The 13,168-nt window shown below is 39.4% G+C and carries 8 protein-coding genes; all 8 read right to left on the minus strand.

All coding sequences use genetic code 11. The annotated features are described in order from the left end of the window. On the minus strand, nt 1–970 hold a 970-nt coding region (locus tag AC1DRQ_RS25730), incomplete at its 3' end, for a LacI family DNA-binding transcriptional regulator (RefSeq protein ID WP_477428112.1). A gap of 112 nt (nt 971–1,082) precedes the next feature. Continuing rightward, entirely contained in the window at nt 1,083–2,597 is a 1,515-nt protein-coding gene (locus AC1DRQ_RS25735; RefSeq protein ID WP_477428114.1) for a right-handed parallel beta-helix repeat-containing protein, read from the minus strand. Nucleotides 2,598–2,625: 28 nt separating this feature from the next. Continuing rightward, a complete protein-coding gene (locus AC1DRQ_RS25740) occupies nt 2,626–4,176 on the minus strand; it encodes a right-handed parallel beta-helix repeat-containing protein (RefSeq protein ID WP_477428116.1) in 1,551 nt (516 codons plus the stop codon). 235 nt (nt 4,177–4,411) lie between these two features. Further along, on the minus strand, nt 4,412–5,722 hold the full coding sequence (locus AC1DRQ_RS25745) for an IPT/TIG domain-containing protein (protein ID WP_477428118.1): 1,311 nt from the start codon (nt 5,720–5,722) through the stop codon (nt 4,412–4,414). Nucleotides 5,723–5,813: 91 nt separating this feature from the next. Then, nucleotides 5,814–7,649 carry a RagB/SusD family nutrient uptake outer membrane protein gene (locus AC1DRQ_RS25750; RefSeq protein WP_477428120.1) on the minus strand — a complete coding sequence of 612 codons (1,836 nt, stop codon included), beginning with the start codon at nt 7,647–7,649 and terminating at the stop codon, nt 5,814–5,816. 44 nt (nt 7,650–7,693) lie between these two features. Further along, nucleotides 7,694–11,050 (minus strand): TonB-dependent receptor, encoded by a 3,357-nt coding sequence (locus tag AC1DRQ_RS25755; protein ID WP_477428122.1) that lies wholly within the window; start codon nt 11,048–11,050, stop codon nt 7,694–7,696. 195 nt (nt 11,051–11,245) lie between these two features. After that, nucleotides 11,246–12,427, minus strand: coding sequence for a FecR family protein (locus tag AC1DRQ_RS25760; protein ID WP_477428124.1), 1,182 nt, complete (start codon nt 12,425–12,427; stop codon nt 11,246–11,248). Between the two features lie 160 nt (nt 12,428–12,587). Beyond that, a partial coding sequence (locus tag AC1DRQ_RS25765) for an RNA polymerase sigma-70 factor (RefSeq protein WP_477428126.1) occupies nt 12,588–13,168 on the minus strand: 581 nt, incomplete at its 5' end.

A 13,168-nucleotide genomic window follows, 5' to 3' on the forward strand; every position in this document is an offset into this window, starting at 1 on the left:
GAGTTGATGGTGCTTCGTCAATGCGATGGTCAATTAGATTGAAAAGTATTTCTGCTGCTTTTACACCTTGTTTTCGGGGAAATTGTTCAATGGAGGCAAGTGGCGAATTATCCATAAAGCTCCAAATAGGTGAATTGGCAAAACTAATAAAGCTTATATCGCGGTTAACAACCAGATTGTTGTTTTTCATCAAAGACATAGCGTCACGTGCTACATAATCATTAAAAGCAATGATAGCCGTCGGTCTTTCTTTTAAGGATAATAGTTGCTGCATAGCTCGGTAATTTTGCTCAGATGACAAATCGGAAGAAACAATCAGTTGAGTATTTATATCTATCTGATGCTCGTTAAGCCCCTTTTTATAAGCATCCAGGCGCTCTTTACTTGCAATCAGTTGCGATGGACCATTAATTAACCCAATATTACGATGGCCTTTTTCTATTAAACAGTCAATGGCCTGTAACATTCCCGATTGAAGATTACAAGCCGAGTAATGAATATCTTCTATACCAGGAATACGGTCAAAAAACACAACAGGGATATTATATTTTTTCAATTGGTCAAACACTTCATAATCCGTGGTATTTTTGCTTATGGATATGATAATACCATCTAACCGATGGTTTTTCATGGTTTCCAGGATACGTTTTTCCTTATCGGGGTTTTCTAATGACTGCCCTATAAAAACGTTATAGTTCTTTTTGCTGGCGTAATCTTCTATCGCGCTAAGTGCCGAAGAAAAAAAAGCTTCAGAAAAATCAGGAAGAATAACACCAATAGTAAATGTTTTTCGCTGCTTAAAAAATATAGCAGTTTTATTCCGCTCATAATTTAATTCGTTTGCCACCTTATTAACCCGCATAGTGGTCACCAAGCCAATACTCGGGTGACCTTGAAGGGCCCTGGACACTGTTGAAGCACTTACTTTTAAGCGCTTAGCTATCTCTTTAATTGTGGGAATCTTTTCCATTTTGTAATCAAGATTAAAACAATGAGTATTATCTATTTAGTCCAAAACACCGGATTTCGAAACCTCAATCCGAGGCAAGGAGGGCACATTCCATTTATAGCATGATGATTTATCATTGAAAAGCACCTTTACTTATTTGCTTATTTACAATACGTCCGTTACCATCAAAATCAGTAGTACCGTTAACCGCATCAGATATTACCTGCCCGCTGTTTTTGGCTACTGAAGATGATTGCAAATGAAAATCAGGATTGGATATATTTATTAATAAAGGGTCTACGTTATTTGTTGAATTGGCATCGCCGCCAATGGCTGTCTTCCATGAATTATAATCGGAATAGGAAACACCGTTCCATGTCCATTGTGCAGCGCCTGTTGTGTAGTATAGATTGTAATCGATGATATTACCAGATCCTTTTGCAGTATATTTATGAATAAACATATCTGATGCTCCTCCATAAATAATGTTATTTTTTATAACATTATTGGTACAATCCTCCCTGATACTGATCTCTCCTTCTATTTCGCCAAAAGCACCCAGGGCCTGGTTGTTGTTATACAAGGTATTATTCACAATGGCCGAATTGCTTGTGCCACCACCTGTATAGTTTAAATACCCGCCCATATAAATACCAGAACACCAGCAGTTAAATACCAGGTTATTCCTTACCGTAACATGATCGGTAGGGAACCCATTGGTTTCGCTTACCGCGCCAATCCCCCTGTCTGTAACGGATACCTTGTTTTTTTCCACTACCACATTTCTGCCGCCATCTACATAAATACCTATAGCGCCGTGCCCGCCAAGCGGCCCCCTTTTGCTTTCAATATTATAGAGGGTGTTACCGCTGATAACGCCATTGCGGGCATAATTGAGTGCAGGGTCTGCATTGGCCGAATAACCACCGGCCGCGTCAATGCCAATATTTTGGGCATTATATATGGTATTGTTGCTGATGGTGAATCCGTCAACATAGCCGTTAATAGTTAGGTTTTCACCATAGCCGGTTTTACAATCATGTATGGTATTCCCGGTAACAGTAATATTAGTTACCGGGTCTGTAGTATTTCCAATGATCAGTATGGCATTCCCTCCTCCATTAAGCGGAAGCTGGGTGTAATCAATTCCATATATAGTGTTATTTTTTATGGTAATATAATCAGAGCCACCTTCAACCATAATGGCTTTGGGATCGCCGGTTGCAGTTTTAAGGTTGCGTATTTCAAAACCATCCACTACTATAAACTTAGCCTTATCAATGGTTATCAGAGCCTCGCGGCCATTAACATTAAAAGCACTGCCATCAATAATAGGTTTTTCGCCATGATAAGCCTTTAACGTAATGTACTTATCCATTACGCCCGACTTAGGGAATACCACTTTTTCACTGTATACGCCACCCCTTACCATTACGGTATCACCGGGTACTGTATGGCTTAGCGCGGTATTAATGGTTTGAAAGGGAGCGTCAATTGTTCCCTTGTTCGATTCTAAGCCATTTACAGATACATAATAGATATGAACGCCACCGGAGGGTGTTACAACGCCGTTGGTGTTTTTTTTGCTGCAACCAAATACCTGTGCAACAAAACCAAGCATTAAAAAAACATTTAAATTAAGTTTCATTATCTTTTGTTTTAATTAAAGAAAAACCTTACTGCTGTGCGCCCTTACTTATTTTATTGTTCACAATACGAGCAGTCCCATCAATATCTGTAGTACCATTTATACCAGCGGAAATTACCTGTCCGGAATTTTTTGCAGGCGAGGATGATTGTATGTGAAGATCAGGAAGTGATGTGCTCCGCAAAAGAGGGTTGGCACCATTTGATGAATTAACATCATTACCGCTGGCTGCCCTCCAGGCAATTAAATTAGTATATGGAGTGCCATTGGTGCTGTTCCAGATCCACTGCGGTGTACCTGTAGTGTAGTATAAATTGTTATCGATAATATTGTTGTTTCCTGTTGAGGAGTACTTATGAATAAATACATCAACCGGCCTGGCATATACAATATTGTTCTTTATCACGTTGCTATCGCAATGCTCCGTAAGCCTTATCTCCCCTTCTATCTCTCCAAATGCCCCTACAACCCTATCATTCTGATACAACGTATTATTCACCACAGAACAATTTTTAGTTCCGCCGGATGTATAGTTTAAATAATCGCCCATGTATATGCCGGTACGATAACAGTTATATACAAAATTATTTCTTACAATAGTGGTTTTGGTTGCATAAACGTTGCTTTCGCTCACCAGTCCAATCCCGCGGTCGCTGTTGTACACTTTGTTTCTTTCGATAATGGTGTTAGCGCCACCGCAAACGTAAATGGAAATGGCTCCATATCTATCTGGCCCCCAGGTTTCGGGGGTTCTGGTCATGGTATTATCGTGAAACTCATTATCGCTTATCACCCCGTTACGGGCATAATTGGAAGCAACTGCTCCACCTTTATTGAGGTTATCCCCACCGGCAACAATTATCCCGATGTTTTCTGTATCGTATACTTTATTATGACTAAAAATGAAACCATCTATATTGCCGGCCAACGTTACATTTTCGCTTGTCCCTGTTTGGGTATCATGCACGGTGCATCCGGTAATAACCAGGTTGCTAATTGCTGTGGCTCCATTACCTATTACCAATATAGCGTGGCCGCTTCGCCAATCAGACAATGACGCATTGCTTTTTATGTTATATATATTGCAGTTTTTAATGGTAATATCATGCGAGTCGCCGTTAATGGCTATACCCTCAGGATCGGTGTTAAAAGTTGCACTTGTAAGGTTACAGATATCAAAGCCATCCAGCGATATATACCTTACATTACTTATCGTAACCAACGACATCCAGCCCGAAACTATTATTTTGCTTCCATCTATCACAGGCTTTTCGCCAGGGTATGCTTTTACTGTAATCGACTTACCCATTATTCCCGACTTGGGGAACACTACTTTTTCATAATAAGTACCACCTCTAACCATAATGGTATCACCAGGCACAGCATGGCTCAACGCGGTATTGATGGTTTGGAAAGGAGCATTAATTGCACCTGTATTAGCCTCGGCTCCATTAACGGCTACATAATAAATATGGGTATTACCCACAGGCATTACATTATTGCCTGCAGTTTTTTTGCTGCAGGCAAAGGTTTGCATGGCAAAAAAACACATTAACAAAATATTGATATAAAGTTTCATTACAATTTGTTTTAATTAAGAAATACTTGCTGCCTTTCATTTACTAATGTTTATTGACACTTAAGGGCGCAATGTATAGTCCCGTAGCAGAAACACATCTGCTACGAGGTACCATACAAATTATAAACTATCATGCACACTGGCTCCTGAACAGTAAAAAGACACTTGTTGGGATAGATGATCGGAGATCTAACAGCATTAATTATAAAAGGCAATTTCAGTATGCGGAATGCCTTTATTCTGAAACTATTTTCCTTATCCGGTTATTGATCTTATCCAATACATACACAGTACCATTTTTATCAACAGTAACGCCACCTGGCGCACTAAAAAGTGCAGATTCCCCAATTGCATCAGCGTAACCTGCAGTACCACTTCCGGCAAATGTGCTTACGTCAAAAGTTTTGGCTTGTATATAGCGGATACTTTCGTCGGGATTGTTACTATAGCCTGTTCCGTTACCTGCTACATAAATATTGTTATTATTATCAACCGCGATGCCAAATGGATTAGCAAACGTTGCTACTGCAGCCCCCCCGTTTACATAACCGGCAACGCCTAACTTCCCGGCAATAATGCTGCCGTGCCATGTGCCAGCTGTGAATTTTTCGATAACCTGATCTCCACTAATTGAGGCATATAGATTACCTGTTTTATCAAATGCGATACCTGCAGGACTATTAAGCCCTGACACAACTTGATTGGTAGTCCATTGCGCTGATACCTGGTAAATATTCCCCGGATTGTGAAGACCGCAATAATAAACATAGCCGGTAGTTCTATCAACAGCTACGCTCCAGGGCTCCTGATTTGCCCATGCCCAGGTAGTAGCAGTCCCATCAGGGCTTATTTTGCGGATATCCCAATTCCCAGGATCAACAGAATATACATTGCCCTGGGCATCAACAGTTACGTCATAAGGTATCGAAAATTGTGCCGCGCCCCCTTTACCATCTGCATAACCTCCACCCAACTGAGGATTACCGGCAAGGGTAGTTACATTACCGTCTGTATCAATTTTTCTGATACAATGATTACCGGGATCAGCTACGTAAATATTAAAATTGTCATCAACAACTATACCCTTGCTCCTGTACCAGCCTTGACTGCTAAAATCAAACATGGCATCAGTTCCCTGGCCATTGGCAAAGCCGGCTTTGCCAGAGCCTGCCAGTGTAGTAACGGTTCTGGTATATTGGTAAGTAAAATTACTTGTGCTTGTTGCGGTTCCTTTTCCTATAGTTACAACAATAGGCCCCGAACCCGCCTTTTTGGGAATCACTACAATCATTTGCGTAGTATTGGCACCAATAATTTTAAGCTTTAACCCATTCAGGGTAACAGCGATTTGCGATGTGTCAGTTGAAAAATTAGTACCTGTAATCAGTACTTCTGTTCCCCCGCCACCTTGCGCCGGAAGTAATGTATTAATGCTGATAGGTGAATCGGAATTATGTGCAGGGGATTTTTCTTTTTTACAACTTATAAAAGCGATCATTATAAAAAGCACACCGGCAGGTAAGTATTGATTTATACTTTTTGCCATTATATTTATGAATGTTTTCATTTGAATAATTACTTGTTAATTATTTATTTCTTACAAATTCTTTATTGCTTTTAGGTCAATAAAACTTCCGTTACCAACCCGGATTTTGCACCAATGCCCTGTCGCGGTCTATTTGGTATTGCGAAATCGGGAACAGGTACATTTTATTGTTCCATACTCTTTTTTGAAAAAGCGTTCTATTATAAAAACCTGTAAACGAAAACCCCTGGCCCTGATCGTCCGTATTTACATTAAGGCCATAAATAGTTTGATTTACATCAGCACCTAATAATAATCGTCTCACCAGGGTATAGTATCTGTCGCTTTCAAAACACAGTTCTACTTGTCTTTCCCGTAAAATGTATTTTCGCATTACGTCCTTATTTCCAACAGCACCAGGGTACACAGTTTCTATACCGGGCAAACCGGCTCTGCTCCTGATCTGATCAAGGTAAAGGACAATGTTTTGATTAGATGGATCATATTCATTCAAAGCTTCTACATAATCCAGCAATATTTCCGCATACCTTATCAGTATAAAAGGCCTGTAATTGGCAGCATCCAGCCTTATGTTATCGGCAGGGTTTACATTTTTCAGCACATCATACCCTGTAATATTGTTACTGGCGCCACTTGCCTTTGCACCTGCTTTGCCATTATAATAAAACTCTACCCTGCCTGTTCCATCAATATTAGCGGTTGACGAATAAAAGTTTTTATCATCAACAGTTGGCGCAGGTAGCACCGGGCGGGCATTATATTGGATATAGGCATAAAACCGGGGTTCGCGRTTTGCATACATATTCCATTGCCCCTTGCTATGTTCCCAATATTTATTACCATTACTCTGTGCAAAATTGGTTGCTGTGTATCCAGACATTGGGTCATCAATGGTTCTGCCATTATTCATATAAAATGCATCCACAACGTTTTGGGTAGCATTGTACATGCTATAGCCCCCAGGACCCGGCGATACGCATTTCGTATAACCCCAATAACTCCAGGAATTTCTTGAAAATATGATTTCGCTGTTCCAGTTAGTTAAGAAAAGATCTCTCACAGATAAATAAGGGTCAAACTGGGTGCCTCCGTTATCAATATTGGTAAATAACTTATATGAACCAAGATCAATTACRGCCTTTGCAGCATCTGCTGCAATTTTCCATTTACCGCCATCATACACTGTGGGTGCCAGTTGTGTGCCGTCCTGGTTTTTAAAAGAGGAAAACGCAGGATTACCATTCCATAAAGGACTTGCTGCCCATAAGGCAAGTTGTGCTTTTACCGCCAAACATGCACCTTTAGTTGGGCGGCCATAATTACTGGTTGAGGGCCATTGGGCTGGTAAATTTACCGATGCCTGATCCATCAACTGGTTAACATAGTCCTTACAATCGTCAAAAGATGATCTTGGATACTTATTGAAATCATCATTTAAACTTAATGGTTCAGTTACTTTTACAACCGGGCCAAATTGTTTTATTAATTGCCAGTAAAACCATCCGCGTAAAAACCGCGCTTCTGCTTTATATTGATTTTTTAGCGTTACACTTAACTGGCTGACCGGAACCTTATCAATATTAGCTTCAAAAATAAATGAAGACCGGATCCCGCTGTAATAGTTACTCCAACGATCAAAATAGGTATTTACCGGACTCCAGTTACCCACAACCATTTGTCTTACATCGGTACCCGGGATAGATACAGAAGATTCATCACTTGCTCCCATTCCACTAAAATCGCCACCATCGGTTTGTACGATATAACCATATATGTTGTACAGGTACGATTCGGCATTAGCCCTGGTACTCCAAATCAAATCAGATGTTAACAGGTTATCGGGTTTTTTATTAAGATAATTACAGGAAGATAAACAGGCACTCAGGAACCATATCCCAACAGCCATGATTAGTATATTTTTTTTCATTTGGAACATTTTAAATACTTTAAAATTGATTTAAATCCATTATTTTAAAACGCGGCTTTTAACCCCAAAGCAATTATTCTTACAGGTGGGTAGCCAGCACCGTTAGAGCCAAGTTCAGGGTCCCAAAGTTTGAATTTGGAGAAGGTTAACAGATTTTGACCTGTTAAGTAGAAATATATGGAGCTAATACCCGCCTTTGTAAGGAACAGTGGTTTAAAAGTATACCCTAACGTTGCCTGTTTTAAACGAACAAAACTTGCATCTTTTGACCACCATGTACTGGGTTGGTAGTTATTACTATTTTGATTGGAAATGCCTAACCGCGGGTAGTCTACATTTTGGCTTGGATTTTCAACAGTCCACCTGCTTTCAAGATTGGCAAGCATCCCAGACGGATATGTACCCATACCGGTGAACGGTACAATACCAGCACCACCTGCGCCTGCACCGGTGATAGATGAACCATTTGCCATAATAATTACATTACCGGTTCCCTGAAAAAAGAGAGAAAGGTCGAATTTTTTATAACCAACCGTAAAACCCGTACCATATAATATTGTAGGGATATCAGATTTGCCTGTGTATACTTTGTCATAGCTATTTATTACGCCATCGCCGTTTACATCTTTGTATTTAATATCGCCAGGCTTTAACACTGCGCCAAATTGAGTAGGACTTTTATCAACATCGTCCTGAGATGTAAATAAGCCTTGAGCAACATACATCAGGTTATCGCCATATTTACGGCCGGTTGATTGTTGATAGGCATACAGTTGCTTAGGTTCGTCCTGCTGCACTATTTTGTTATTATTATAAGTAAAATTGCCGTACAGACGCAGGGATACATTACCTATATTATCATTATATTCAATATTGCCCTCAATACCATGGTTATTCATTTCACCCAGATTGGCAAATACGGCTCCGCTAACACCCAGTATTCCGGATAATGAACTGCGTTGAACTAAAATATTGGTTCTTCTCTCTTTATAAGCATCAATCGTAATATTCAATTTATTGAACAGCCCGATTTCTAACCCGATATTGTCTTTAGTTGATTTTTCCCAGGTAAGGTTCTCTACCCCAATTATGGTTTCTTTAGTTCCATTATATATGGTTCCATTAAGTCCTAAACCAACAGATCCGCCGGGGCCATATTGATTAATGTAAGGAAACCTGCTGAGACCAAGGTAAGAACCGATCTGGTCATTACCCACAAGGCCGTGAGAGCCTCTTATTTTAAGCAGATTAAATGTCTTTGCAAAGCCCAGATCCTTAAAAAAAGATTCCCTGGAAATCACCCAGGCTGTAGAAACAGAAGGGAAAAATCCGAATTTTTTACCCGGTTCAAAATTTTCTGAACCGGTATAGCCGGCGTTAAGCTCCAATAAATACCTGTCAGCATAACCGTAAGTGACCCTGGCTGCCAAACCTTGATTGTTATAAGGAATAGAGCCAATAACACTCCCTGCTGAACTCACCACCCTTGATCGCATATTATATAAAAGCAAGCCGCCAACGTGGTGTTTACCAAAAGACTGATCATAATTAATATTTGTTTCCAGGTACATGGTTTTTTCGGCAGAGGATGATTGCGTATAACCCAAAAACTGGCTCCCGTACCTCGACTGTCCCAATACCAAATTACCCTGCGGATCTCTTGATGTGGCTAAGAAAAGATCATTTGTGCCGGTTCTGCCGTTATCATTCTCGCTATAAGAGTCAAATGAAAACCTTGCCATAGCACTCAGGCCGTTGGTGATCGCATTTAATTTTTGATTAATGGAAAAAACAGACTGGATAGTGGGACGAAACTCACTATTATAGCCTGAGTTTTGAATATCATTTACCGGGTTGGAGCCACCGTTATTATACGGGCCTGCCCACACACCACCCGGATATTGTATTGGAAAGGCATTAGGTGGTGTTAAATACGATTCATACCAGATACTTGCTGCAGATAAGCCAGGATAACGACTGCTCACCAGCATGGCATCCAGATTCATTGACAATAAAGTGGTTTTGCTTAAATCAATATCCAGGTTAGATCTGAAATCATATCTTTTAAAGTTAAGGTTAGGGTTATAACCATTTTGCTTGGTAACTTTGTAACTTCCGTCCTGATCGTAAAAGGAAGCGGAAACATAGTACCTTACCGTTGAAGCGCCACCGCTAACATTCAGGTTGGTATTATAGCCCGGGGCCCAATCCTTATAAACAGATTTTATCCAGTTAACATTAGGATACAGATATGGATCTAAGCCGCTCGCTGTTTTTTGTATTGTTTCTTCAGAATATGCAGCGGGGCTACCATCATTTGTAGTTGCCTCATTGTGTAACGTCATCCATGATACCGCATCGAGCATTTTAGGGGTTCTGGTAAGGCCAGACATGGATGTTTCAGTTTTAAAAGAAATTTTAGGCTTACCTGCAACACCTCTTTTAGTTGTAATGATCAAAACCCCATTGGCTCCTTTGGCACCATATAAAGCTGTTGACGAAGCATCTTTCAGTATAGAGATACTTTGAATATCTTCGGGATCAATGTTATTATAGGCCCCCCCATAGGTACTGTTTACATCATCCCGTTGTACGCCGTCTATAATAATAAGCGGATTTGAGTTACCTGTAAAGGTACCAATGCCCCGAATGGTAAATGATGCATTATCATAACCAGGTTCTCCACTTCTCTGCATGGATATAACGCCCGCCACCTTACCGGCCAATGCATTAGATAAAGAACGGTTTGGAGTTGTCACATCTGCTACACTGACCGTAGTAACCGCGCCGGTTATCGTAAGTTTCTTCTGCTGACCATAAGCCACTACTACAACTTCATTAAGTGCCGTATTATCATCCTTTAATTGAATAGTTACGGGAGATATTACTCCGGTAACAGCGATTTCTCTGGTGATAAAACCAGCAAATGATACAACAAGGGTGTTATTAAGATCGACCTCAATAGTAAATTTACCTTCATTATCAGTTACAGTGCCTTTACTGGTGCCTTTAATACGCACACTTGCACCTGGTAAAGGAAGACCTTTTGAATCAATAACAACACCTGAAACCTTTATTACAGCTATTGACTGTGCCGGTAGGCTAAAAGGTTTCGATTTAATAATAATTGTTTTTTCGTTTATGCTATATATAAACGGCTGACCTGTAAATGCCAGTTTTAATACTTCTTCTAATTCGGTATTCAGAACACTAATACTTACCGGGTTAGCCTGCTTAATCAACGTTGAATTATAGAAGAAATCATATCCGCTTTGTTCCCTAATTTCTTTAAGAACCTTTTCTAATGGAGCATTTTTTTCTGATAATGTAATTTTTTGTGCGTAACCTGAAGCACTGGCCTGAAGTATGGTTGCTACCAACAAAATGATGGATAGTTTCATAATCAACAAAGCTTTATTTTTTATACAGGGGACTCTGTATAAACTTATTTCATAACATTTCATACATTTGAACTTGTTTGGGTTTAAGGTGTAATTGGACTACAGATTTAATTTCATGGTAAGCCCTGACTTTTTAGCCGGAAGTGCTCTAACACTTCCGGTTTATTTTTCGGGTTACCTTAATGCATGTAATTATCACGGCATAATGATWACTCTCCTTCCTTCAATTTTAATTTTAACGTTTCCGGTTTGTTCTATTATTTTCAATGCCTGGGTTAAGCCTTTTGAACGCGACACCATACCCCCGAATCTTAAATTATCCACATTGCCCTGGTATTCCACATCAACATTATACCAACGGGCAAACTTGCTCATCACGTTTTTCAGATCCTCGTCAACAAAAAGGAAATAGCCATTTTTCCAGGCAATCGCCTCTTCTGTATTAACCACTTGTACTGAAAATGAATTTTTTGAGTAATTAATATCGGATTGCTCACCTGGTTTTAACAATTTGGATTGATTTGATCTGGTAGATAATACCTTAACAGAACCTTCTAACAAAGTAGTTTTAACTGAAGTTTCATCGGCGTAAGAACTGATGTTAAAGTGTGTGCCTAATACTTCAACCACCTGGTTATTACTTACAACCCTGAATGGTTTATTTGCGTTTTTAGCGACTTCAAAATATGCCTCTCCGGTTAATTCAACGTTACGTATATTGCCAATAAAATTTGTTGGGTAACGGAGTGAAGAACTCGCATTTAACCAAACTTTTGAACCATCAGGTAAATTAACCTGATACTGCCCCCCTTTTGGGGTTTCAATCGTATTGTATGCTAATTGAGCCGAAGACTTTGAGCCAGATAATGAATTTTCAATAGTATAAACCAATTGACCATTGGCTGCTTTAGTGACCTTTACACCTGATTGTTTGGCCAATTCACCAGTTGCGGCATCATCTAAAATAATTTTAGAACCGTTGGCTAAAGTTAATAAAGCTTTATTTCCTCCCGGAGCAATGTCATTTTTAATTAAAGAATGGCTCTTATTTTTAGTCAATAAATTAGAACCATCATACTTTAAGAAAAAAACCAATGAAGCGGAAGCCATCAATAAAAAGGTAACAGATGCTGCTATAAACCACCTCCTTAGAAAAACAACTTTTTTAGGTGCGGATTCACGCGCTTTTATCTCCAATAATATTTTGCTATAAAGCTCAACCTTAGCTATATTCTCATCTCCCATTAAAAGTTCGTCCCATTTCAACTCATTTTTTTGGAGTACGTCGTAATAGTTTAGCAAAAGCTTTTCCTCTTCTGCCGTAGCTTGGTTGGAGAGGTATTTATTTATTAAGTTTAACAGTATTTCTTTTTCCATTGGGTAGTTATTGTATGTAAGTACCTCAAGACAGGCCATACCCCCAAAGAAATTTGAAATATTTCTATATCATTAACAAATCATGAAGTTTTCGGTAATCAAATAAAGAATTGTACTAAAAAGAAGAGGATAAATGAAATCCAGTGTCAGCAGAGAAATATCAGAACCATCGGCCACATAACATAATAGCTGCTATGCAAACAAAGTCGCCCAATGTTTTACGTAAACGATTCAAGGCTACGGTTAATTGATTTTCAACTGTTTTGGGTGCAATCCCTAAACGTTCGGCAATTTCTTTGGTTGATAAATGCTCTTTACGGCTCATAATAAATATTTGACGACATTTCTCAGGCAATTCGGCAATACCCTGCTCCAGCAAACGGTTAATGTCTTTTTCAGATAAGATATCTTCACCGCCGTTATTACTAAAAAGCTCCTCTAATCGATTAAAAAGATCGGCCTTTACTTTACCGGAGCGAATAATATTAAACACCTGATAACGAACAGAAGTATATAAATAAGCATTTAAAGAAGTAAGCTGAAGATTAGCACGTTTCATCCACAGGTTTACCAATACCTCCTGGGTAATATCTTCAGATACCTGGCGATCCCTGAGTATATTGTATGCCGAAAGATAAAGTTTTGACCAATATTTGTTATAGATACGTTCAAATGCCACAAGATCATTCTCTTGAATCAATGCTATAAGTCTATCATCAGACAATAATTGAACTTCCCGGC

Source organism: Mucilaginibacter sp. P4_E8, from assembly GCF_056401495.1.